Raw genomic sequence first — 21,830 nt, 5'->3', positions numbered from 1 at the left:
CACGGATTATGCAAGTGCGACAATAGAGCCATGGCGCGCACATTGGATTCGAGTCCCTACCTAGATTTTGACCGCGAGACCTGGCGTGAACTGCGTAAATCCATGCCTCAGGTGCTCACGGAAACCGAGGTGGAGAAACTTCGCGGCCTAGGAGACCGCATCGACCTAGACGAGGTAGCTGATGTCTACCTCCCCCTCTCCCGTCTCATCCATATGCAAGTCATGGCACGCCAGCAGCTCACCACGGCTACCGAATCCTTCTTAGGCAATCCTCCGACGCACGTTCCCTTTGTCATCGGTGTGGCCGGTTCTGTGGCAGTGGGAAAATCCACCACCGCCCGTCTCCTTCAGGTGCTGCTGCAACGCTGGGAGTCCCACCCCAAGGTGGCCCTCGTTACTACCGACGGCTTCCTCTTCCCCACCAAGACTCTCAAGGAACGCGGCCTCATGCAGCGCAAGGGATTTCCGGAATCCTATGACCGGCGCGCACTCCTCCGCTTTGTCACGGACGTAAAATCAGGAAAGCCATTTGTCAAGGCACCGCTTTATTCCCACATCACCTATGACATTGTGGACGGTGAGTACCAAGAAGTTCACCAGCCCGACATCCTCATCCTGGAAGGGCTCAACGTGCTACAAACGAGCCCCACGTTGACCGTGGCGGACCTCTTTGATTTCTCGGTCTATGTTGATGCCCGCACCGACGATATCGAGCAGTGGTATATCGACCGCTTCCTTACTCTGCGCCACACCGCTTTCCGGGAGCCCAACGCCCACTTCTCTGCCTTTGCAGACATGAACGATGAGGAAGCCCGCGCCCAAGCCCGCGAAATTTGGCAGTCCATTAACCTGCCGAACTTGGTGGAGAATATCCTGCCCACCCGTGTGCGAGCCTCTCTCGTGCTCAAAAAGGGCTCGCATCACCTGGTAGAACAGGTGCGAATGCGCAAGCTCTAGAGCCTATTTGCCAAAGCGGCGCGAACGTTGGGAATAATCCCGCAAGGCGCGAAGGAAGTCCACCTTGCGGAATGCTGGCCAGTAAGTATCCGTGAACCAGATTTCGGAGTACGCGGCCTGCCACAGGAGAAAGCCCGACAGGCGTTGTTCACCAGAGGTACGGATCACCAAATCCGGGTCCGGAAGTCCCTTGGTATACAGGTGCTCCCCAATGGATTCTGCGGTGACGCGGTCCGCCATCTCCGCTGCGGTAGTTCCCTTCTCTGCTTCCGCACGCACCAAGTTCTGCACGGCGTCCACAATTTCTTGGCGCCCGCCATAGCCCACCGCCACATTGACGATGACACCCGTATTGTCCTCGGTTTCCGCCGCCGCCGTCACCATGCGCTGGCGAACATCATCCGGGAGTAGATCGAGGTGGCCGACCAAGCGCACCTGGCAGCCGACGTCGTTATGGGATAAGTGCGTGACCACGTCCGAGATGATGTCAAAGAGCAGCTCTACTTCCTGCTCGCTGCGTTTCAGGTTCTCCGTGGACAGCAAATAAATGGTGACCACTTCGATATCGGTATCGCGGCACCACGAAATCATCTCTCCGATTTTCTTCGCGCCTTGGCGGTGACCATGGCTGATATCGGTAAACCCAGCCTCACGCGCCCACCGGCGATTGCCATCGGCCATGATGGCGATGTGCTTAGGCTGCGGCTTGCCCTTGATCAGGCGCGCCAGACGCGCTTCATAAGCTGGGTAGGCCAGCTGCTTGAGAGAACTCACGCTCATCAGTCTATCCGCCTAGAAAATGGACTTCTTGCGGTTATCGTAAATGCCGGCTTCCTTCATCGCCTCATCCACGGCTTCCTCATCGAACGGATCGATTCCGTGATCCTCCGCAAACATCATGCGACGGCGAAAGCGTGAGTAACGGCGATGGAAATTCCATCCCGCAAACAACACCGCAACTCCCATAAGCGCCAAGATCAGTAGACCGATGGGCGAAGCTTTGCCAAATTCAGGGCCCATTGGGCCGCCTTCGGCGCCCTCGGTTCCTTGGGCGAGTACAAATACGTCATGTGCGGCAAGCACGAAAGAGCCATACATGCTCATGTCTTAGGCCTCCTCTTCCTCTTTGATGCCGGCAAAAAGGTCATTTTCTGGCAGGGAGGTAGAAACGCGAGTCTTCGCCAGCTCAAACTCCTCGGTGGGCCAAAGGCGCTGCTGTACCTCCACCGACGTCGCCAAGAAGGCACCCGCCGGGTCGATCTGCGTAGCGTGCGCCCGCAAAGCCTCCTCGCGATTGCTGAAGTAATCCGCGCATTCCACCTGGGTGGTTACACGCGCCATGATATCGCCAAAAGTGGTATCCCAGCGCGCCAGCATCGGCCCATAGGGGCTGGTATTCCCCTCTTCTAACAGCAAATCATGGAACATCTTCATGCGCTGGTAGACGAAGCCGTGCGAGTAGTAGAGCTTCAGCGGCTCCCACGGCTTACCTAGCTCTGGGTGGTACTCGGCATCGCCCGCCTTCTCCCACGCGATCATGGAAGCTCGGTGCACCATTAGGTGGTCTGGGTGCGGGTAGCCACCATTTTCGTCATAGGTAACAATGACGTGTGGACGAAATTCGCGGATAACCTGGACGTATTCCTGCGCAACGGTGTCCTCCCCCAGCAACGCAAAACAGCCCTCCGGCAGCAATTCCTCCATAGTCTTGCCTTCAACCGGGTCCGGCAATCCGGAATCAACGTGGCCCAGCCAGCGATGTTGTACGCCCAGCGCCCGCGCAGCGTTAGCCATCTCTTCCCGGCGCACCTCGCCCATCTTTTCCTTGATTCCCGGGCGATCCATGGCGGGGTTAATCACATCGCCGCGCTCGCCGCCGGTACAAGTCAGCACCAAAACCTCATTGCCTTCTGCGGCATAGCGCGCGGTGGTTGCAGCACCCTTAGATGATTCATCGTCTGGGTGCGCGTGGATAGCTAGTAGGCGAAAATCGCTCACTGAAAATCCATCCCCTTATTAATCTAGGTTCTTTGAACAGATGATTATCCTAGTAGATAATTGGAAAACAGTGGTCCTCGGCTAGAGTGGAAGCTATGACTTCCGCCGGAAAATCTCGCTCAGCCGCTCGCTACGGCTCCCGCGGCTCCTCTGAAAAGAACTCTGGTAGCTGGACTAATAGGGCGCTGGTGCTCATCTTTGTCGCCATTTTTATCGCGCTTATTTTCTTCGGATTCCGGTACTTCCAGGAAAAGGAGCGCGTGAACGCACAGGTGTCCATCGTGACCCAGGAGGTTTTGAGCGATGATTCCACCCGCGTCTGGGTCGATGTCACCCGCAATCACACCGATGAAGATGCTTATTGCATTGTCCAGGCATTTGACTACTCCAAGTCCGAAGTGGGCCGCCGCGAATTCCCTGTTCCCGCGGGCGGAAACGAAACCCAGCGCATCGCTGTCGACGTTCCGACCAACGCTCGTGCCGTAGCCGGCGGGGCCTATGGTTGTTCCGGCAATATCCCCGAATACTTAGATATGGATAACCCTGACTACGCGGAAAGCCGCTAGCCGCGTGTGCTAGGATTTGTAGCGCCTAGAACTGGGCATATGCCCGGTTCCATTTTTACTTATAGCCCCAGGGATTAGCAGGGGCTTTGACCACAATTCCTATCTACGGAAGGTTGCAGAATGGCTGAGCAGCAAAAGCAGTACATCACCCCAGAGACCAAGGCAAAGCTCGAGGCCGAGCTGCAGGAGCTCATCGACCACCGCCCAGTAGTCGCGGCTGAGATCAACGAGCGCCGTGAGGAAGGCGACCTCAAAGAGAACGCCGGTTACGACGCCGCACGTGAGATGCAGGACCAGGAAGAGGCCCGCATTAAGCAGATTTCTGAGGTTCTTGCGAATGCCACCACCGAGCGCGGTGCTGTTCAGGAGGGCGTCGCCCACACCGGTTCCGTAGTTCACGTTTACTACAATGGTGACAAGGACGATAAGGAGACCTTCCTCATCGGTACCCGCGCCGCTGCTTCCGATAACAAGGACCTAGAAACCTATTCCGAGCAGTCCCCGCTGGGCGCTGCCATCCTTGGCGCACAAGAGGGCGAGACCCGCGAGTACACCGCTCCGAATGGCAAGACCATTTCGGTCACCATCGAATCCGCAGCGCCGTATGATTCTGCTAAGGCCGCTGCTCCACGCGAGTCCTAAACTTTTAACCACATACCACTCTGGAGAAAGAGCACATCCCCATGAAGAAGTTCTCCCGTTTCGCCGCCGCTGGCCTGGTCTTCACCGCTGGCCTCTCCCTCGCTGCTTGCCACCCACCTAACCAGCAGGATTCTGATTCCAAGGTAGAAAATGGCTCCACCTTCACCGGTGAGGCCCCGATGCAGAAGGATGCTGAGACCAGCTCTTCCGCACCCGAGACCGTTATTGAAGAGGAAGCACCTGTAGTCGAGTCCGGTGTTCCAGAAGAGCCAGCACAGCCTCACTTGAACGGCACCGCCACCGAACTGCCACAGCAGTAATATGGCTTGAAGGGCCGAGGGATTTCCTCGGCCCCTTTTTTATGCTATTTTTCTGGGTCCACTTCCCGCACCCAATCTCCGATGACACCGGGTACGACAGCGGGCGGCTCCCCCAGCAGGTCGCGCTTATTCGGGTCCCTTTCGACCTGCGTGGTCACGGACTTTACGCGCTTTTTCTCACTGTCTTTGCCTCCGCGCATCCCCATCATTGGACCATAGGCTCGCGCCCCGCCGGTTGAGCGGCCTGTATTGCCACCGCGCGCTGCCACAGCACTTTCACTGCCGCCTGTTCCAAGACCAAGGCCGCCACCCACGCCGGGCCGCATGCCCGCACCAGCACCGCTGCCAAGACCAGCGCGCATGCCCGAACCGCCACCGATTGCATTGCTATGGCCAGCGCGCACGCCCGAACCGACACCGGCGTAGGGCGCTCCGGCTCCTCGCCCAAAGTTCTGGCCCGACTGCGCTCCTCTTCCGGCACGCGCAATATCGGCGTTGCCACTTACATTTCCTGCAGCGGATCCAATTCCGCCTCGTAGCGACTGACCGCCAAGTACGCCGCGGCCTGCGTCCCCGGGACGTCCGGCTGCCATCATCGGCGCCATCCCAGTATTGGGGGACTGCACTGTAGCTGTCGGCGCCATCGCACCGCTGTTATTAAGCGCGCCTGAATGTGCTCCTGTGGCAACCGGGTGCGCTGTACCACCAGGAACCTGCCCCATCGCCCCGTTCGACGCAGTTACTCCCGGCATGGATGCACCTTGGGTGGACACTTCATTTCCGCCGATGGCTACCTGGTCTCCCAGGCCAAGCTTTTCCAGCGCATTCCTGCCGCTAGTATGCATCTGCTGGTGAAAATCATTAATTTCTTGTGGGCTCATCCCCACCGCTTCTAGCCCGTCCACATTGCCATTGACGACGTCGAAGTTCCCCGGCCCCAAATCACCTCGCGCTATCGCTTCCGCAATCTTCTTTGGCCATACCACGGCATCGGTGGTGTAGCGCTGCCCATCACCGTCAACTCCGGAAAGGCCCGCGTCGACACCGCCGCCTCCCGACGCCGGCGATTGTTCCATCAAAGCGTGCTGGTACGGCATTGCCTCTACCGCGAAGCGCTGCAAGTCAGGTTGCAATGCGGCCAATGCGGCCTTTTCCGCAATTTCGCGCTCGACCGGTTCTGGAATGGCCATCACTTCCATCGCCATGGCCATCGCAGTAGGCTGCATGCCCATCAGCTTGGCGTGAAATCCGGTTAGCTTCTCCCCCATTACCTTGGCATTTGCCACAAAGTGGCTTCCCGACGCCGCCACTTCCCGAATCTTTGCCGCCGCCCTCGACGTGGCTTCGCTGTCGTTCTCGCCTTCCAAAGACCCGGCTGCTTCCTGTAACCCGCTAACGATATCGTCAACTTCCGACGCCAACGAGCTCCACCGTGCATTCGCCTCCGACACATTCCATATCTGCGTCGACATGAGGTCCGTAGCCAGCTTCACAATGTCTGTACCGACATTCACCACCGGCATGGAAAACCCAAATGGGCTGTACCCCGGCTCCGGCTGGTTCATTATCGGCATCGACTCAATGCCAATATCCCCACCCGCATCCGCGATCTCCATGCCGCGACTATTTGCGTCTTCCTGCGCCTGAAACCCTCGGGCTTCCCTACCCAGGCTATCTTGTAGCCAATCCAACTGTTCCGAAAAGGCCTTCAACGAAGACCTTGCAGAGCCTGGATCAGTTTCGAGAACTCGTTGGTGAACGGATCCCACATGGTCAATTCCAACAACGGGAGAAAAACCAGCATCAAGAGGCGAATATGCGCGACCTCCAGATAGTGCAATTTCCTCCTTCAGGTTTTCCGTTTTCATAGCAGTAGCCATGATGTTGTCCGGTCGCAATTCCATAATTCCCCCGATGTATATTCTTAGTAAAATTTGTCTAGCAGTTTTTTGGCCTGTGAACATTTAGCTTCGTAGTCATCGTCAGGTCGTTTCCCAGAATGACTAACTTTTAGGATTCCACGTGAAGTAGAAACGCCGACAGTACAGAACATATCCCCGAACAATTCACTTTCGATCTGCACTATCGGCACACTGTGTCCCACACCGTCAGATAGGGAGGCTATTTGTACTTCTGCGCCATCAAATGACTGCCTAGAAGTAGTCAATCCAATGACAGCTCCTCCAGTTCCTTCGACACTGTCGAAAGCACAAAAGGAAAACCCCGATTGCTTTCCAGAATCCTCAATCTGTTCACCGAGTCCGAAGGTCCGAAGATGCTCGCGAGGAATCTCCGTACACGGATCAAAAAGCTCGAAGCTCGGGTCTGCCGGATCGAACTCCCCCAGTGGCGGTAGGACGCCGGAAGTGTCTTCCGACCCCGTGGCGCCGGCCTCCCCCGGTTGGCCGGTGCCACCCGCATTCTTCTCGCCATTGGTGTGTGCCGATTCCCCCTGATTGCCTTCCGCATCATCCCCCGGGTCCCCGTTGGTTCCCCCTGCACCGTCGGCCGAACTGATGCCGCCAGCCTCGTCCACCTTGGTGGTTTCCTCTGACGCGCTCCTCGTACCGATGTCCGCAACGCAGCTACTCAGCATAACGGTGCTGCTGACCATCAACGTTGCTACGGTGACCTGACGCTTCACAACAATCCTTCGCGCACTCACTTCCTGACGAGAGGAACAAGAATAGTGAAACAGAGAACTTTTCACTTCATACTTCCCGTTCCGGTACACAGCATGCATGAGACCCCAAGAATTTTCTACGCAACCACAAAGGTTAACGGCAATTTAACAAAATTATTTGTCCCATATGTCACATCCATAACGCCCAAAAGGCAAAGTTTCCTGCTCATTAGCTGTATCACCTCTGTGAGTGGTTTTGTAGACCAAACGAAGGTTAAACCCGCACTTTATCCCCCAGTACTACCCCAGAAATTACACGTTTGTAAGCGATTCTCGGCAACAAAAAAGGCCCGCACCGAAGTGCGGGCCAATACAAAAGGGTCAGTTAGTCTCGCTGGAAATAGCTCAGCAGACGGAGAATCTCAGTGTAGAGCCAGACCAAGGTAACTGCGAGGCCGAGAGCCACGCCCCAAGCGTTCTTAGAGGGAGCACCGGCGCGGATCATGCGGTCAGCCTGATCAAAGTCAGTCAGGAAGGACAGAGCACCAAGAACGATGCAGACGAGCGAGAAGATGATGGCAATCGGGCCGCCATCACGCAGTGGGTTGAAGTCAAAGAAAATCGCGCCCAAAAAGTTAACCAGGGCCATGACAGCAACGCCAGCAATCAAGCCGAAAAGGATCTTGGTGAACTTCGGAGTCACCTTCACTGCGCCAGTCTTGTACACAATCAGCATGCCAATGAATACACCAATCGTGCCGACAATCGCTTGGCCAATGATGGCCATGCCGCCTTCGCCCTGGAAGCTGACGTTGGCGAACATCAAGGAGAATCCACCGACAAATAGGCCTTCAAATACGGCATAAATCAGGGTGACTGCAGCAGAACCCCACTTCTTGCCAAAAGAGGCAACGAGCACGGTAATGAAGCCACCGATACCACCGACCAGGGTCAAGGCCATGGCGATACCTGGGCTTACCAGCATTCCCAGGGCGAAGTTGATGACTGCGGCGACGATGATAACGCCGAGGGTAATGCCCGTCTTGGTCACTACGTCATCCACGGTCATGGGACGGGTAGATACGTCCGCGTAACCAGAATTTTGGCGGCTACTATTTTCGGTCAGAGAACTCATTACCGGATTGCTTGAACGCACGGTTGTCCTTTCTAAGAGAGGTACAAATTAGCTATCTCACCCCATTCAACGAGACACCACCCCATAAAGTTCCATATTCTTTCCATTTAGCTAGAAGTTTTGTGGGTAGCTTCCGCAAAAAGTCTGTGGAGACCTGTTGACGAGAAAAGTCTCGAGACATCGTTTGGGAAGGTGTCTCGAGACTTCACATGGTGCCCCCAGTGGGACTCGAACCCACACTGAATCGATTTTAAGTCGACTGCCTCTGCCGATTGGGCTATGGGGGCAAGGGCAAGGAATATTTTAGGCCACCTCACCCTCCGGGAGTTAACGAGGGGTACCCTCCGCAGCCAGACCAGCGATAATGCCGTCGAGAATGTCCTTTTCACTGATGAAAAAGCTGCGTGCATCGCAATTTCGCTCGATAAGCTGCATGATGCCTTCGACGGCTACCGCCCCACCACCAATGACGTCGGCACGGCCGGGGTGAATGACGGGGTTGAGGGCGCGGACGTCGGAAGGCAGGCTAATAAGCTGCTGCAAAAGTACGCGCAGGGCATCGAAGCGGAGTTCAGACCCGTGAATGGCATCGGCGTCGTAGCGCTCAAGGCCCTGAGCCAATGCAGAAAGAGTGGTGAAAGTGCCTGCGCAGCCGACGATGGTACGGGCCTTAGAAATAGGTACTATCTTCTCCACTTCTGCCGTTCGCTCGCCGACGTACTCGGAAGCGATCTCAATCTCCGACTCGGTAGGCGGATCTGTTCGCATAATGCGCTCGGTTAGCCTGACGCACCCCATGCGAGCCGAGTGGGTGCCCAAGATATCGCCATCGGCCGTGCCTACGACGAACTCGGTCGAACCGCCGCCCAGATCGATGACACAGAATGGCCCGCGGTCTGGCTCCACATCGGCCACGGCGCCGTTAAAGGACAACAGAGCCTCTTCCTCGCCCGAGACGACCTCGGCCTGTGCGCCAGGCTGAATTTGGCCGAGCAACTCAGCGGTCATGTCGAAGAATTCCTGTTGGTTCTTGGCATCGCGAGTAGCGGAGGTAGCAACCATCCGCACGCGGGTGACCCTCTCAAACTTCATCTGGCGTACGTAGCCTTCCAAGGCCACGCGGGCGCGGTCTAGGGCCGCAGGGGCGATTTCGCCAGTGGCATCGACCCCCTCTCCCAGGCGGATGATTTCCATGGTGCGGGTAATATCGCGGACCTTGCCGTCATCCTGAATCTCAGAGATGAGCAAGCGAATCGAATTGGTACCGCAATCAATCGCAGCAACGCGAGTCATAGCAGCCCTCCTACTCCGCGTTAGAGAAGTCGAACTGGGCTAGGTCAATTCCCAGATGTTCTACGGTGGGCCAGTCCTGCGGGATGGCAGTGCCTCGAAGCTTGCCATGGTCGGCGGCCATGGCCACCGCTTCTGTTCCCAACCGGAAGTGCTGCGGGCCTTCAGCTAGCGCGTATGCGATGAGCACATGCAGACACTTCACCCGATCGGGCATGCCGCCACCGGAGAAATCGGTGCCAAGGTCTTCGATGTCATTGCGCTTGGCCAAGAAGTATTCGTGGGCACGCTGATAGTCGGCAGCCAATTCCTCGTCCTCACCCAAGCGGGCTTCCATCCACTTCATCACGTGGGCGACCTCCAAGCGTGAGGCTTCGGCCGTAAGCCGTGGATCGGTGAGGTAGTAGAGGGTGGGGAATGGGGTGCCGTCGGCAAGCTTGGGCGCCGTCTTAATTACCGCGGGCTGCCCATCCGGCGTGCGATAAGAAACCTCGAGGACCCCGCGCGGGGTGCGGCCCAATTGCTCAGTTACTACAGCGATATCTGCATCAGTGACGGTCATGCGGACAATTATCGCACATCCGGGTTTTCTTCCGGCGCCGGCTCGATCGGAAGATGATTTACCTGCTCGGATGGAGCTTCCTCCTCAGGGGGCTCGGCTACGGAATCCCACAAAACTTCGTACCATTCGCGGGAATCTTCTTCCTTCTGACCATCTGTAGTGAGCTGGTCATCCGGCTTAATCTGCGGGTCAATGATGCGGTAGGCGGTCTCGCCCTCATCGACGACCCCGAATCGGCGCCGCGCCTCCTGCTTGATGTACTCATCGGACTTATATCTATCAATCTTCTCCAGCAAAGCAGCCTTCTCATCCTGCTTGGCGGCGATTGACTCATTGAGGCGGGCAATTTCGGACCGGCCATGGTAGTAATTGCGCAGCGGAATAGCGATGGCAAACAAAACCACAAGCACGATGGCAACGATCACGCCCACTCCGGCAATACTCATCCGGTCCGGCTTCTGTTTCTGCTTCAGTTGTGCACGCTGAGCTTTGCGGATATCCGCAGCACGCGAGGCCACCGGAACCCTAGTGCGGCTCCGGTTTCGCTGCGTCTTCTTTTCGCGTGCCATAGGTCTTTAATCCTAGCGTCGTCACTCCTGTAACAGGGACGTGGCACGCGCAATTTGGATACACTAAAAGAAATTCTCCCTCCCAGGAAGGAAGTTTCATGTCCCTCAAGCGCATCCTCCCCGTTCTCACCGCAACCCTATTCCTCGCCAGCTGCAGCCCCTCCGCCCAAGACGGCGAATATCCCGTCTACGGTGATGGCTACGACCTGAACACCACCGACGGCATGACCGAGTACCTCAAGGAGTATAAGACCCTGCCGGACGATTACATCAACCATGATGCTGACGAGCTCGAGGGAGACGATCAGCCCGAGACCTTTGAAACCAACGCGGACTCCGTCAAGAAGGCCGGCGAAGCTACCTGCGAGAATGATGAATTGCTCGACATCTCAAAGGAGTATTTCCGAGGCAACACCGACAAATTTGGGGAAGCTGTTATGTCATCAGTCAGCGGCTCTGATGGTAAATACAGTGATGTTTTTGAAGCACTGAACATCCCCGATGACGCACCAGACAATGACAAGATCATGGCTGCAGCGATGTCCCCACTCGGTGCCGTAATGTCTTGCGGCGATGAATTCAGCGATGAGGAACTGGAAGAGGTCGCTGAGGCCATCCATTCCAGCTAGAACCTCGAATCATATTCCCCACTTAAGGAATAGCTATGCCCCTCAAGCGTCTCCTCCTTCTAGCCGCCGTAGGCACCCTACTTACCGGGTGCAGCTCGACCGACCACAAAGAAGAAGCCACCAGCGAAGCGGAATCCCCCACTAGCGAAATCCCTACCAGCAGCGAAACCCCCACCACCACAAGCAGAAAACACGACCTCAATACCAAAAGCGGCTTCATTTACCATATAAAAGAACACGGCACCATCCCGGACTTTTACCTAGACGTGTTCGGCGCTGGGGCTTCCGAAGAGGACGACGGCCCTACAAGCTACGAGGTCAATGCCACGACCCTGAAGAAGGCTGGTGCTGTTGCCTGCGAAAACGATCAGATCCTGGACGACGCCAAGTATTTGCTAACCCATGGCGACAGCGCATTTGAAGAACTCGTCCCTGATCTTGAAGAGTTCGATAGGAAATACGCTCCCGTCTACGAAAAGCTTGAAATGTCAGCGGCTTCTCCCGTCCCAGACAAGCTATTTACCATGTACATGGCTGGAGTGGGATCCCTCGCCACCTGCGGTGACAAATATGACGATAAGGAGCTCGAAGCAGTAGCTGACAACGTTTTCAGTTACTAACCCCCGGAGTTTTCGCACACTCTTTCGTTTTACCCCTTGCACACGTCGGAAAGGCGACTTATACTAGGGGCGTAAATTCGATTGGGTGTGCGATTTATTCCAGAGGGGGAGCTTACCGTGACAGCCAGCGACGCACCGCCAAAGAAAGCTTATTTTTCTACCAATAACCTCGACGATACGGTTTGCGTTTTGGGCATGCTCCAACGCGTTCAATCCTGGCAGCTATACCAATCCGTGCTTCCACGATTAGAAGACGATGTCGAATGCACTACCACTGCTTTAGCTAAGCGGGTGGGCTTGAGCTACTGGCGCGTTTTATCCGCACTGCGCTCTCACCTGCGCATGCGAGAATTGCCGTTAACCACGGCGGTACAGACCGAGCATTGGATTCTTGACCTCCCGCGGCTGCACGTTATTGATGCCGAGCTCGCCCCGCTTGGCGACGACGCCGAGGGCATCCAACTAATCGATGCCGCCCTTGCAGACTTCCTCACCCCAAAGGAACCTGCCCAACATGTCCCCACGGAATCTGAGATCCGTAGATTCTTGCGCGACTACATCGACGGAATTCTCAAGCCAGATATTGAGAAGGAAATCGAGCACTCCGTTTCCATTTCTTATTCCAAAGGCCAAGCCACCATCACCCTGAAAACGGATAAAGCAACCGCCAGTGCTATTTCACGGCACATCGATAAAGCAGCGCGAAAGAAGAACATCACCAAGCCAGAGGCTTTAGAAGCGCTGATCTTTAATCGCACCCAGACAAAAGTAGTTATCAATACCTATGCAGCAGGTGACGATGCTTCTCGCGTGTACATACCCTCGGCGGGATGGTGCGTTCTTACGGAGCATTTAAGCACTTACTCTATGACTCGCGAGCTGTGCCCAGAAGAAACATCCTCCTACGTTCCCACCGAACAAATCAGGACATGGGTTCACGGTCGCGATGCCACGTGTCGTTGGCCGGGGTGCTCCATGCCGGCGCATTACTGCCAGCTTGATCATCGAGTGGAGTATGCCGACGGCGGACCGACGAGCGTCGATAATCTCGTCACTCTCTGTCAGCACCACCACAACGTGAAGACCGATGGTAGGGCACGCTACATCATGGATCCCATCACTGGGGACGTTGCGTGGCTCTTTTCGGACGGCACCTTCGAAATTGACCGTGCCCAAGGGCCTTTAGCGCCGCGAACCGTGAATTGGAAGCAAACCTGGCAACAATACCTAGACATGCGAAAGCGCCCCCGCGGCAATGCGAGGGCGCTACGAAAGGAGGTGATTAAGCCTTAAAGCGCGGGAAAGCGGAGCGGCCGGCGTAGACTGCGCCGTCGCCAAGCTCCTGCTCGATGCGCAGCAGCTGGTTGTACTTAGCTACGCGCTCGGAACGAGCCGGTGCACCGGTCTTGATCTGGCCGCAGTTCAGAGCGACAGCCAAGTCTGCAATGGTGGTGTCCTCGGTCTCACCGGAGCGGTGGGACATCATGGTGCGGTAACCATTGCGGTGAGCCAGCTCGACAGCATCGAAGGTCTCGGTCAGGGTACCGATCTGGTTGACCTTAACCAGCAGGGCGTTGGCAGCCTTCTTCTCAATGCCCTCCTGCAGACGAGCAGGGTTGGTGACGAAGAAGTCATCGCCAACGATCTGCACCTTCTCGCCAATTGCGGCGGTCAGGGCGGTGTAGCCTTCCCAGTCATCTTCCTGCAGCGGATCCTCGATGGAGACGATCGGGTACTCGTCGATGAGGCCCTCATAGACCTTGGACATTTCTTCAGCGGTGTGCTCGCCGCCCTCGAAGTGGTACTTGCCGTCCTTGAAGAACTCGGAGGAAGCAACGTCGAGTGCGAGTGCTACATCCTTGCCTGGCTCGAAGCCGGCCTTCTTGATGGCGTCCACGATGACGTCGAGAGCAGCCTTGGTGGAGTCAACGGACGGAGCGAAGCCGCCCTCGTCGCCCAGACCGGTGGACAGACCCTTGTCCTTCAGCACTGCCTTCAATGCGTGGTAGACCTCGGCGCCCATGCGAAGAGCCTCGGCGAAGGACTCCGCACCAATCGGAGCGATCATGAATTCCTGGACGTCAACGCCGGAGTCAGCGTGTGCGCCGCCGTTGAGAATGTTCATCATCGGCACTGGCAGTACGTGAGCATTCGGGCCGCCGATGTAGCGGTACAGAGGCAGTGCAGCGGACTCTGCAGCGGCCTTGGCTGCGGCGATGGAAACACCCAAGATAGCGTTAGCGCCGAGCTCGGACTTGTTATCGGTACCGTCCAGCTTAATCAGTGCCTGGTCAATGAGGCGCTGGTCGTCAGCTTCGAAGCCAGCAATTTCGTCGGCAATCTTCTCGTTGATGTTCTCAACAGCCTTCAGAACACCCTTACCCTGGTAGCGCTCGCCACCGTCGCGCAGCTCGTGAGCCTCGTGCACACCGGTAGAAGCACCGGAAGGAACGCCGGCAACACCGCGGGCGCCGTCATCAAGGAAGACCTCGGCCTCGACGGTTGGGTTGCCACGGGAATCAAGAATTTCGCGGGCGAAAGTGTGGATGATATCGGCCATGCTGTTTTTCACTCCTCGTAAATAAATTCGCTCTGGACCAGCCGGCCCAGCTACGTTCTCAATTGTTGCAGAAAACTTTGCTGTGTGACACTACTTGGCACTTTGCGGAACCGAGTAGGCATTGGCGGCACGTGCAACTTTATGCAAATACTCGCTGGACTGGTTGTAATTTAGGACTGCTTCCTCCCACTGTTCTGGGTTAGAGAGATCTCTATCACCAAAGCATAGAAGTCCGGCGGCGCCGACTGCGGCGTCGTCAATTTGATTGGGATCTGCCTTCCCATCGCCGTTAGCATCAGCGCCCACCGATTCCCATGTAGTCGGGATAAATTGCATTGGGCCAACGGCACGGTCATATTCGGAATCCCCATCGATTTTGCCGTTATCGGTATCTGGGGTGTGCGCCGTATTGTTTAGTCCATCGAGGGCGATGCCGTTGATGGGTGGCTGGGGGTAGCCGGCGTCGTCAAGCTTGGAGGGCTTAAACCAATTGCCGTTGTAGGTGCCGTGGCGGGTCTCCACGTAGCCTAGGCCGGCAAGGGTATTCCACCGCAGATGGCAATTCGGCCATTTTTGCTGCGCAATGAGTTCGGCGTTGCCATAAGCACGCAGGGCGGCCGGTGGAATACCAGTCTGCTCAGCTAGGTCAGAGGCCCAGTAGGTGAGCTTATCCGCGGTGCGGCCGGGGGCGTTGACGTCAATGTGCGCGACCTCTTTGCCCTCAACGGGTGGAATGTTCTCCGGTACGGGCTCCTGGGAAGTGCCGTGCCCCGTCAACAGCCATGCCACCAGCGCGATGATCACGGCTACGGCCACCCCGCAGCCCCCGAATATCTGCAGCAGCCTCTTCATGAGAAGTCATCCTACATTCCCTTGCCTTCGCGCCACAGCCTCTCTTGCGTGTCAACGTCGACAATCTCCGTGGTGCCATCAAAGAGGTATGGGGCGCGGACGCGCATTTTGGTGAGGAAGCTCTGGGCGACGTCGTCAAGCGAAAAGGTGGAGATTTCCGCATGGAAGAGTACTTGGAGGAAGACATCGCCCAATTCCTTCAGCATCTCGCTTTCCGGTTCGCGGTTACGCACGGCCGCGGCGAATTCGGCGGACTCCTCCTCAAGATAGGGCAAGAGCGAGGTGTGGGTTTGCTCGCGCTCCCACTCCCCGATGCGCCGCGCCGTGGCCATGGTCTGGCGCGCCTGCATGATGGGATCCGCGAGGGATTCGGCGCGAATGACAGGCTCGCCGGTAGCAAGGCGGGCGCGAGTTTCCGGATCGTGTTCGTCGGTGCTTACCAAGGTGCCGGTGGCGTCCTCGCCTACCAGCAGATCGGAAAAATTCCACCGTACGGACACGGGTACCTCACCCGTGAAGTGGACAGGGCCACGCAGCTTCCCGTGCGCCTGCATGGGGATCATGGTGGGCCAGCGTTCATCGAGCAACAGCACAGTCATGTGCACAAAGTCTAGCCCGAGTTCCCATAATGGGGCTATTCAAGGTATTTTAGGCCAATGACCTCCAGCCAGAATAGATCCCACTCCGTGACGTTGTGGACCCTCGTCGCGCTGATTATCGGTTCCACCGTGGGCGCGGGCATTTTCTCGCTGCCCCAAAACATTGCCTCCGTTGCCGGCCCAGGCGCGATGCTTATTGGCTGGCTGGTAGCGGGCATCGGCATGCTGTCTGTGGCGTTTGTTTTTCAAATTCTGGCCCGCCGCAAGCCGCACCTTGATTCTGGCGTTTATTCCTACGTGCGTGCCGGCCTCGGCGATTTTATTGGTTTTACCTCCGGCTGGGGCTATTGGCTGGGCTCCGTTATGGCACAGGTGGGCTATGCCACCCTCTTTTTCAATACCTTGGGCCATTACCTGCCGCTTTTCGACGCCGACCATTACTGGACCTCCGCCATCGCCGTCTCCCTCCTATCCTGGGGCATTTTTGCGGTACTTGCCCGCGGCATCAAGCAGGCCGCGTTCATGAACCTCATCACCACGATTGCCAAGATTGTGCCCATTCTGGCCTTTGTGGTGCTCATTGCGTTCCTCGGGTTCAGCTGGGATAAATTCACCTTGGATTTCTGGGGACGCGCGTCTGAGGCCAGCGTCTTTGAGCAGGTCCAGGGAATCATGCTCTTTACCGTGTGGGTCTTCATTGGCGTGGAGGGCGCATCCGTTTATTCCAAGCAGGCTTCTAAGCGCACCGACGTCGGCCGCGCGACCGTCATCGGTTTTTTCTCCGTGCTGGCGCTGCTGGTTTCCGTGTCTACCCTGAGCTTTGGCGTGATGACCAAAGAAGAACTGGCCGCGCTGCCAGATAATTCCATGGCATCCGTGCTCACCGAGGTCATCGGCCCCTGGGGCGGCGCGCTGGTGTCTATTGGACTGTGCTTGTCGGTTTTGGGTGCCTATGTCTCCTGGCAGATGTTGTGCGCCGAGCCCATCGTGATGATGGCCATCGACGGCCTCATTCCCCGCCGCATCGGAACCATCAACGTGGCAGGTGCGCCGTGGGTAGCGCAGCTTATTTCCACGATGGCCATCCAGCTATTCATCATCGTCTTCTACCTCAACGAGGCGTCTTATAACGCCATGGTGCAGCTGGCAACCATCATGTACTTGCTGCCCTATATCTTCTCTTCCCTGTACCTATTGCTCTTGGCACTGCGGGGCAAGGGGCTGTCTCACCCGCAGGCGGGTATCAAGTTCGACCTTTCCGGACCAGAGGTGAGCCGCAAGGAAAATCGCAAGCACTTGGTCATTTCTTTGCTCGCGTTTATCTACTCCCTGTGGCTGATTTATGCGGCCGACCTCGTCTACGTCCTACTCGGCGCATTGGCCGTAGTGCCGGGACTTATTCCGTATGTCGGCACCCGGCTGTGGAAGAAGGAACGCATCTTCAATACCTTCGAGTGGTGCGTGGTGGCCATTGTCCTGGCCGGTGCCGCCACCGCCATTTGGGGCTTGAGCACCGGCTGGCTCACCCTCTAGCTACTCCCCTACGCTGACCACGTTCGAGGTGGGCTGGGCGCCGCTGACGTTGATGGAGTCGACGTCGAAAAGCGCGCTCAAGAAGTCCGCCGCCCACTGAATAAGCTCGGTATCGCGCAGCTTCGGCGAGGTGACATTGCGGCCTGCCTTGGGGAACGGCACGTTGATTGCCTTCGCCGCCGCACGGAAGCTGGAGCCCGGGTATAGGCGCTTGAGACGCACCTGCTTGGAATCCGGCAGCTCCACTGGGTGGAACTTGACGCGGGTGCCCTGCACGGTGATATCGGAAATGCCGGCGCGGCGCGCCTGGTGGCGCAGGCGGGCAACGGACAGCAGGCGCAACACCTCCTGTGGCAGTGGGCCGAAGCGGTCTTCCATTTCCTCGATAACGGCCTTGAGATCATCGTCATTCTGCGAAGCCGCAAGCTTGCGATAGACCTCCAGGCGCAGGCGCTCGGAGTCGATATAGCCTTCCGGAATATGCGCATCCACGGGGAGATCGATGCGGATTTCCTTCGGGCCCTCATCGGTAACGGTGGGGGCTTCGCCGCGGGCGAGCGATTTGAAGGTCTCGACCGCCTCGCCAACGAGCCGCACGTAGAGATCGAAGCCCACACCGGCAATGTGGCCGGACTGTTGGGCACCGAGCACGTTACCGGCACCGCGCATCTCCAAGTCCTTCATGGCTACGGCCATGCCAGCACCAAGGTCATTGTTTTGAGCGATAGTTGCCAGGCGGTCATAGGAGGTTTCCGTGAGCGTAGCTCCCTTGGGGTACAGGAAGTAGGCATAGCCGCGCTCGCGGGAGCGGCCCACGCGCCCGCGCAGCTGGTGCAACTGGGACAGGCCCATATGGTGGGCGTTTTCCACAATGAGGGTATTCGCGTTAGCGATATCCAGGCCAGTTTCCACGATGGTGGTACATACCAAAACGTCATACTCGCGGTCCCAGAACCCTTGGACGGTCTGTTCGAGCACCTCCTCGTTCATCTGTCCATGCGCGACGACGACGCGGGCCTCCGGTACCAGGTCACGCAGCTCGCGGGCCTTCTTTTCGATATCAGAGACTTTGTTGTGGATGAAAAAGGTTTGACCATCGCGCAGCAGCTCGCGGCGGATGGCCGCGGCTACCTGCTTGTCCTCGTAAGCGCCAACGTAGGTCAGCACCGGGTGGCGGTCTTCCGGCGGAGTCAAGATGGTGGACATCTCGCGGATGCCAGCCATGGACATCTCCAAGGTGCGCGGGATAGGTGTTGCGGACATGGTGAGCACATCCACGCTGGCCTTAAGCGCCTTGATGTGTTCCTTGTGCTCCACGCCGAAGCGCTGCTCCTCGTCCACGACGATGAGGCCGAGGTTCTTCCAGTGCACACCGGTCTGGAGGAGGCGGTGGGTGCCGACGACGATATCGACGCTGCCATCGGCCAGGCCCTTGAAGATGTTCTTGGCTTCCTTCTGTGAGGTAAAGCGCGAAAGCACCTCAATCTTGACGGGGAATCCGGTCATGCGCTCGCTGAAGGTATCAAAGTGCTGCTGCGCCAGCAGCGTGGTGGGCACGAGGACGGCAACCTGCATACCGTCTTGCACGGCCTTGAAGGCGGCGCGGATGGCCACCTCGGTCTTGCCGTAGCCCACATCGCCGACGACCACGCGGTCCATCGGCACCGTGGACTCCATATCGTGCTTGACGGCATCGATAGCCAGCATCTGGTCTTCGGTTTCGACGAAGGGGAAATTATCCTCCATCTCCGCCTGCCACGGATTATCCGGGGAGAACTGGTGCCCCGGCGCAGCCTGGCGCTTAGCGTAGAGCTCGACGAGCTCGCCGGCGATTTCGCGCACGGCGGCGCGCGCCTTCTTCTTGGTGTTCTTCCAGTCGGAACCGCCCATCTTGGACAGGTGAGGCGATTCGCCACCGGTGTACTTGCTGAGGAGATCCAGCGAGTCCATGGGGACCCAGAGCTGATCGGCGGGCTGACCACGCTTGGAGGGCGCGTACTCGAGCACGATGTATTCGCGGCGGCTGGTTTCATCGCCGGACTGGATGGTGCGCTCGGCCATCTTGAGGAACTTGCCGATGCCGTGAGTTTCGTGCACCACAAAATCGCCTTGCTTGAGCGCGAGCGGATCGACCTTATTGCGGCGTTTGGCGGGCCGGCGCTTTGCTTCGGCGATATCGCCTACGCGGTTACCGGTCAGGTCCGTCTCGGTCACAACGACCAGTGGGAGGGCCTCGGCATCCTTAGGCTTTTTCACCTTGGGAAATACCAGGCCGGCGTGGCTTAGTGCTTGGTAGAGGGTGACTTCACCGGCGGTGGGTTCCCAGCCAGGGGTAGCTACCTTGGTGCGGATACCCTTTTCTGCAAAGCGATCCACCATGCGCTTGATGGCACCTTGAGCCGGCGCGATGAAGGCTGCCCGGCCGCCGGCGTTGGTGTGCGCGAGGAGCTGGGCCATCATGGCGTCGATTTCTTCGATGTTGCCGCGCGGGGTGGGCCCTGGTTCGAATTCGAGCGGGAGGGTCTCCTCTTCTGGGGCGGCGAGCATTCCCGGTGGGGAGAAAGTCCACAAAGGCAGGCCGGACTCGCTAATGGAGACCTCGAGCGACTCATAGGAGCGGTAGCTGGATGCCTCGGTATCGAGTCCTTCGGTAGCCAGCGGGCCATCGGCCCCCATGGCCGCGGCCTCCCAGCCGGCGGCGAGGAACTCCGCATCGGTCTTTTCTAGATCTGCCACGCGGCGGCGAATTTTTTCCGGGCCGACCATCACCACGTGGGTGGTGGGGCGCAGAATTTCGGGGAGGGTGATCATGGGGGCGTCGGAAAGCGCGGGCAGGAGCGCCTCCATACCTTCGGCAGGGATGTGCTCGCTTACCTTGGTCAAAAGCTCCACCAAGGCGGGATTGCCGGGGTGCTTAACGGCGAGATCGGCCGCGCGCTTGGCAATGGCCTCCGTAATAGGCAACTCGCGGGCCGGGAAAATGTCTACACGGCCCACCTCGATTTCCGGAATGGTGCGCTGGTCAGCTACGGAGAATTGGCGGATATCGGTAATTTCATCGCCCCAAAACTCCACGCGGACCGGATAGTCCAGCGTAGTGGGGAAAATATCGATAATGCCACCGCGCGTAGCGTACTCGCCGCGCTTAGCCACCATGTCTACGTGCTTGTAGGCGCGGAATTCAAGCTCGCGGACCACCTCATCAAAGTCATATTCTTGATCTTCTTCAAGGTGGACGGGAGCTCGGCCTTCTACCTCTTTGAGGATGGGTTGGGATAAGCCGCGGGCAGCGGTGACGATGACCTGCAGGCTATCGAGGTTGTGCAAAACCTCGGCGCGGCGGCCGATGATGTCTACGCCGGGGCTTAGGCGCTCGTGCGGCAGGGTCTCCCAGGCGGGGAACATGGCTACCTTCTCCCCCAGCATCGCCGTAAGCTCCGCCGTGAGGTCCTCAGCCTCGCGGCTCGTAGCGGTTACCACGAGCACTGGGGCATGATGAGCCAAGGTACCCAAGGCCCACGGCCGGGACTGATCCAAGCCTGTGATGTGGAGGTCTTCGCCCACATGAGAAATCATGCCCTTGAGCTTGGGATCTGAGGCCGCTACCTTAAGCAGGCCGGCCAGCATTGGGGTCGCCATCTATTTGCCTCCTAGCTTGGGCTTTACTTCCATACCGGACAAACCATTCCAGCATAGATTGACAATATGTGTGGCGACGACTTCCTTGTCCGGGGTGCGCTCATCCAGCCACCATTGCGCGGTGGTCGATACCATTCCCACCAGCGCTTGGCCGTAAATATCCGCCAAATCTGGGTCAATGCCACGGTGCTCGAATGCTTCTCGCAGGATATAGGAAACCTGACCCACCGCGGAATTCAACAGCGTGGAGAAGCTGCGTTCATCGCCGGGCTTGGCATCGCGCACCAGGATGAGAAAACCATCTGTTTCTTCCTCAACATAGGTCAAAATGGCCATGACGGCCTGCTCGATGCGCTCGCGCCAGCTTCCAGTCTCCAAGGAGTCAGTAATGACTTTTTCCAGTGCCAGCATCTCGCGGTCCACGACCACCGCGTAGAGGCCTTCTTTACCCCCGAAGTGCTCATAGACTACGGGTTTGGACACCCCGGCGCGTGCCGCAATTTCTTCGACGCTGGTTCCTTCAAACCCTAGTTCAGCGAATGCGGCGCGTCCGATGGAAATGAGTTGTTCGCGGCGTTCCCGGCCGGTCATCCTTTGTCGAGCCATGCCCTCTACCCTATCCTTTGCCCCGCAATTTGTGATTTACCCGGGGGCGTCAGGTACGCTATGCCTACAGCTTTTGCTGTGGTTCCCCATGGTGTAATCGGCAACACTACGGTTTTTGGTACCGTCATTC

Annotated in this window: 22 protein-coding genes and 1 tRNA gene; 8 read left to right on the top strand and 15 right to left on the bottom strand. The window is 57.7% G+C overall.

The features are described from left to right. Positions 1 to 30: 30 nt before the first annotated feature. Positions 31 to 957 carry a type I pantothenate kinase gene (gene coaA, locus QP965_RS02605; RefSeq protein ID WP_239277844.1) on the top strand — a complete coding sequence of 309 codons (927 nt, stop codon included), beginning with the start codon at positions 31 to 33 and terminating at the stop codon, positions 955 to 957. 3 nt (positions 958 to 960) lie between these two features. Here coaA and QP965_RS02600 read toward each other — a convergent pair whose 3' ends face one another. The 3 genes from QP965_RS02600 to mca are packed head-to-tail and all read right to left on the bottom strand — an operon-like array spanning position 961 to position 2,955. Further along, positions 961 to 1,737: an isoprenyl transferase gene (locus tag QP965_RS02600; RefSeq protein WP_284766380.1), complete on the bottom strand. Its 777-nt coding sequence runs from the start codon at positions 1,735 to 1,737 to the stop codon at positions 961 to 963. Between the two features lie 12 nt (positions 1,738 to 1,749). Beyond that, complete coding sequence (locus QP965_RS02595) at positions 1,750 to 2,061, bottom strand: hypothetical protein (protein ID WP_204609642.1); 312 nt, start codon at positions 2,059 to 2,061, stop codon at positions 1,750 to 1,752. Between the two features lie 3 nt (positions 2,062 to 2,064). Then, positions 2,065 to 2,955 carry a mycothiol conjugate amidase Mca gene (gene mca, locus QP965_RS02590; RefSeq protein WP_284844083.1) on the bottom strand — a complete coding sequence of 297 codons (891 nt, stop codon included), beginning with the start codon at positions 2,953 to 2,955 and terminating at the stop codon, positions 2,065 to 2,067. Between the two features lie 95 nt (positions 2,956 to 3,050). Between mca and QP965_RS02585 the strand changes: the two genes are divergently transcribed. The 3 genes from QP965_RS02585 (at position 3,051) to QP965_RS02575 (ending at position 4,483) form a co-directional block, all read left to right on the top strand. Next, on the top strand, positions 3,051 to 3,521 hold the full coding sequence (locus QP965_RS02585; protein ID WP_239277841.1) for a DUF4307 domain-containing protein: 471 nt from the start codon (positions 3,051 to 3,053) through the stop codon (positions 3,519 to 3,521). Positions 3,522 to 3,641: 120 nt separating this feature from the next. Further along, positions 3,642 to 4,163, top strand: coding sequence for a transcription elongation factor GreA (greA, locus tag QP965_RS02580; protein WP_005323614.1), 522 nt, complete (start codon positions 3,642 to 3,644; stop codon positions 4,161 to 4,163). Between the two features lie 41 nt (positions 4,164 to 4,204). Next, positions 4,205 to 4,483 carry a thiamine biosynthesis protein X gene (locus tag QP965_RS02575; protein ID WP_239277840.1) on the top strand — a complete coding sequence of 93 codons (279 nt, stop codon included), beginning with the start codon at positions 4,205 to 4,207 and terminating at the stop codon, positions 4,481 to 4,483. 44 nt (positions 4,484 to 4,527) lie between these two features. Here QP965_RS02575 and QP965_RS02570 read toward each other — a convergent pair whose 3' ends face one another. The 7 genes from QP965_RS02570 to QP965_RS02540 all read right to left on the bottom strand — a co-directional run bounded on the left by QP965_RS02570 (position 4,528) and on the right by QP965_RS02540 (position 10,662). Next, the gene (locus QP965_RS02570; protein ID WP_350309232.1) at positions 4,528 to 6,447 is read right to left on the bottom strand and encodes a hypothetical protein; all 1,920 of its coding nucleotides are present in this window, start codon (positions 6,445 to 6,447) and stop codon (positions 4,528 to 4,530) included. Beyond that, positions 6,408 to 7,127, bottom strand: a complete 720-nt coding sequence (locus tag QP965_RS02565) for a DUF3558 family protein (protein WP_284844084.1) — start codon at positions 7,125 to 7,127, stop codon at positions 6,408 to 6,410. The genes QP965_RS02570 and QP965_RS02565 overlap by 40 nt, the downstream gene beginning before the upstream one ends. Before the next feature lie 364 nt (positions 7,128 to 7,491). Continuing rightward, positions 7,492 to 8,262 carry a Bax inhibitor-1/YccA family protein gene (locus tag QP965_RS02560; RefSeq protein ID WP_284844085.1) on the bottom strand — a complete coding sequence of 257 codons (771 nt, stop codon included), beginning with the start codon at positions 8,260 to 8,262 and terminating at the stop codon, positions 7,492 to 7,494. Between the two features lie 189 nt (positions 8,263 to 8,451). Beyond that, positions 8,452 to 8,528, bottom strand: a tRNA-Leu gene (locus tag QP965_RS02555). A gap of 40 nt (positions 8,529 to 8,568) precedes the next feature. Then, positions 8,569 to 9,534: a Ppx/GppA phosphatase family protein gene (locus QP965_RS02550; protein ID WP_284844086.1), complete on the bottom strand. Its 966-nt coding sequence runs from the start codon at positions 9,532 to 9,534 to the stop codon at positions 8,569 to 8,571. A gap of 10 nt (positions 9,535 to 9,544) precedes the next feature. Beyond that, on the bottom strand, positions 9,545 to 10,093 hold the full coding sequence (locus QP965_RS02545) for a DUF501 domain-containing protein (RefSeq protein WP_284844087.1): 549 nt from the start codon (positions 10,091 to 10,093) through the stop codon (positions 9,545 to 9,547). 8 nt (positions 10,094 to 10,101) lie between these two features. Next, positions 10,102 to 10,662, bottom strand: a complete 561-nt coding sequence (locus QP965_RS02540) for an FtsB family cell division protein (RefSeq protein ID WP_150850942.1) — start codon at positions 10,660 to 10,662, stop codon at positions 10,102 to 10,104. 98 nt (positions 10,663 to 10,760) lie between these two features. On the opposite strand from QP965_RS02540, the gene QP965_RS02535 reads away from it, so the two are divergent. From QP965_RS02535 to QP965_RS02525, 3 genes are all read left to right on the top strand, one after another. Continuing rightward, positions 10,761 to 11,291: a ribonuclease gene (locus tag QP965_RS02535; protein ID WP_284767619.1), complete on the top strand. Its 531-nt coding sequence runs from the start codon at positions 10,761 to 10,763 to the stop codon at positions 11,289 to 11,291. A gap of 35 nt (positions 11,292 to 11,326) precedes the next feature. After that, complete coding sequence (locus QP965_RS02530) at positions 11,327 to 11,911, top strand: hypothetical protein (RefSeq protein WP_284844088.1); 585 nt, start codon at positions 11,327 to 11,329, stop codon at positions 11,909 to 11,911. 117 nt (positions 11,912 to 12,028) lie between these two features. Next, positions 12,029 to 13,204, top strand: coding sequence for an HNH endonuclease signature motif containing protein (locus tag QP965_RS02525; RefSeq protein ID WP_284844089.1), 1,176 nt, complete (start codon positions 12,029 to 12,031; stop codon positions 13,202 to 13,204). Here the strand turns inward: QP965_RS02525 and eno are convergent. The 3 genes from eno to QP965_RS02510 form a co-directional block, all read right to left on the bottom strand. Then, entirely contained in the window at positions 13,194 to 14,471 is a 1,278-nt protein-coding gene (gene eno / locus QP965_RS02520; RefSeq protein WP_284766904.1) for a phosphopyruvate hydratase, read from the bottom strand. The genes QP965_RS02525 and eno overlap by 11 nt on opposite strands. A 90-nt stretch (positions 14,472 to 14,561) precedes the next feature. Next, a complete protein-coding gene (locus tag QP965_RS02515; protein WP_239277828.1) occupies positions 14,562 to 15,323 on the bottom strand; it encodes a lytic transglycosylase domain-containing protein in 762 nt (253 codons plus the stop codon). An 11-nt stretch (positions 15,324 to 15,334) separates the two neighbouring features. Further along, entirely contained in the window at positions 15,335 to 15,922 is a 588-nt protein-coding gene (locus QP965_RS02510; protein WP_284844090.1) for a MazG nucleotide pyrophosphohydrolase domain-containing protein, read from the bottom strand. Positions 15,923 to 15,979: 57 nt separating this feature from the next. On the opposite strand from QP965_RS02510, the gene QP965_RS02505 reads away from it, so the two are divergent. Continuing rightward, positions 15,980 to 17,455 (top strand): amino acid permease, encoded by a 1,476-nt coding sequence (locus tag QP965_RS02505; RefSeq protein ID WP_284844091.1) that lies wholly within the window; start codon positions 15,980 to 15,982, stop codon positions 17,453 to 17,455. On the opposite strand, the gene mfd is transcribed toward QP965_RS02505, so the two are convergent. Together mfd and QP965_RS02495 are read right to left on the bottom strand one after the other, a co-directional pair. Continuing rightward, a complete protein-coding gene (gene mfd, locus QP965_RS02500) occupies positions 17,456 to 21,094 on the bottom strand; it encodes a transcription-repair coupling factor (protein WP_284844092.1) in 3,639 nt (1,212 codons plus the stop codon). Then, positions 21,095 to 21,700, bottom strand: coding sequence for a TetR/AcrR family transcriptional regulator (locus QP965_RS02495; protein ID WP_239277823.1), 606 nt, complete (start codon positions 21,698 to 21,700; stop codon positions 21,095 to 21,097). Positions 21,701 to 21,830 lie beyond the last annotated feature (130 nt).

Origin of the sequence: Corynebacterium sp. MSK074 (genome assembly GCF_030229735.1) — a bacterium.
GTDB lineage: Bacteria > Actinomycetota > Actinomycetes > Mycobacteriales > Mycobacteriaceae > Corynebacterium.
The sequence above is the reverse complement of the archived record's forward strand: the minus strand, read 5'-3'. Positions and strand labels throughout refer to the sequence as shown.

Bases quoted from the DNA above. Each gene is read 5' to 3' on its own strand.
- coaA (WP_239277844.1), top strand. From the start codon at position 31: ATGGCGCGCACATTGGATTCGAGTCCCTACCTAGATTTTGACCGCGAG.
- QP965_RS02600 (WP_284766380.1), bottom strand. From the start codon at position 1,737: ATGAGCGTGAGTTCTCTCAAGCAGCTGGCCTACCCAGCTTATGAAGCG.
- QP965_RS02595 (WP_204609642.1), bottom strand. From the start codon at position 2,061: ATGAGCATGTATGGCTCTTTCGTGCTTGCCGCACATGACGTATTTGTA.
- QP965_RS02585 (WP_239277841.1), top strand. From the start codon at position 3,051: ATGACTTCCGCCGGAAAATCTCGCTCAGCCGCTCGCTACGGCTCCCGC.
- greA (WP_005323614.1), top strand. From the start codon at position 3,642: ATGGCTGAGCAGCAAAAGCAGTACATCACCCCAGAGACCAAGGCAAAG.
- QP965_RS02575 (WP_239277840.1), top strand. From the start codon at position 4,205: ATGAAGAAGTTCTCCCGTTTCGCCGCCGCTGGCCTGGTCTTCACCGCT.
- QP965_RS02570 (WP_350309232.1), bottom strand. From the start codon at position 6,447: ATGTTCACAGGCCAAAAAACTGCTAGACAAATTTTACTAAGAATATAC.
- QP965_RS02550 (WP_284844086.1), bottom strand. From the start codon at position 9,534: ATGACTCGCGTTGCTGCGATTGATTGCGGTACCAATTCGATTCGCTTG.
- QP965_RS02545 (WP_284844087.1), bottom strand. From the start codon at position 10,093: ATGACCGTCACTGATGCAGATATCGCTGTAGTAACTGAGCAATTGGGC.
- QP965_RS02540 (WP_150850942.1), bottom strand. From the start codon at position 10,662: ATGGCACGCGAAAAGAAGACGCAGCGAAACCGGAGCCGCACTAGGGTT.
- QP965_RS02535 (WP_284767619.1), top strand. From the start codon at position 10,761: ATGTCCCTCAAGCGCATCCTCCCCGTTCTCACCGCAACCCTATTCCTC.
- QP965_RS02530 (WP_284844088.1), top strand. From the start codon at position 11,327: ATGCCCCTCAAGCGTCTCCTCCTTCTAGCCGCCGTAGGCACCCTACTT.
- eno (WP_284766904.1), bottom strand. From the start codon at position 14,471: ATGGCCGATATCATCCACACTTTCGCCCGCGAAATTCTTGATTCCCGT.
- QP965_RS02515 (WP_239277828.1), bottom strand. From the start codon at position 15,323: ATGAAGAGGCTGCTGCAGATATTCGGGGGCTGCGGGGTGGCCGTAGCC.
- QP965_RS02510 (WP_284844090.1), bottom strand. From the start codon at position 15,922: ATGACTGTGCTGTTGCTCGATGAACGCTGGCCCACCATGATCCCCATG.
- QP965_RS02505 (WP_284844091.1), top strand. From the start codon at position 15,980: ATGACCTCCAGCCAGAATAGATCCCACTCCGTGACGTTGTGGACCCTC.
- mfd (WP_284844092.1), bottom strand. From the start codon at position 21,094: ATGGCGACCCCAATGCTGGCCGGCCTGCTTAAGGTAGCGGCCTCAGAT.
- QP965_RS02495 (WP_239277823.1), bottom strand. From the start codon at position 21,700: ATGGCTCGACAAAGGATGACCGGCCGGGAACGCCGCGAACAACTCATT.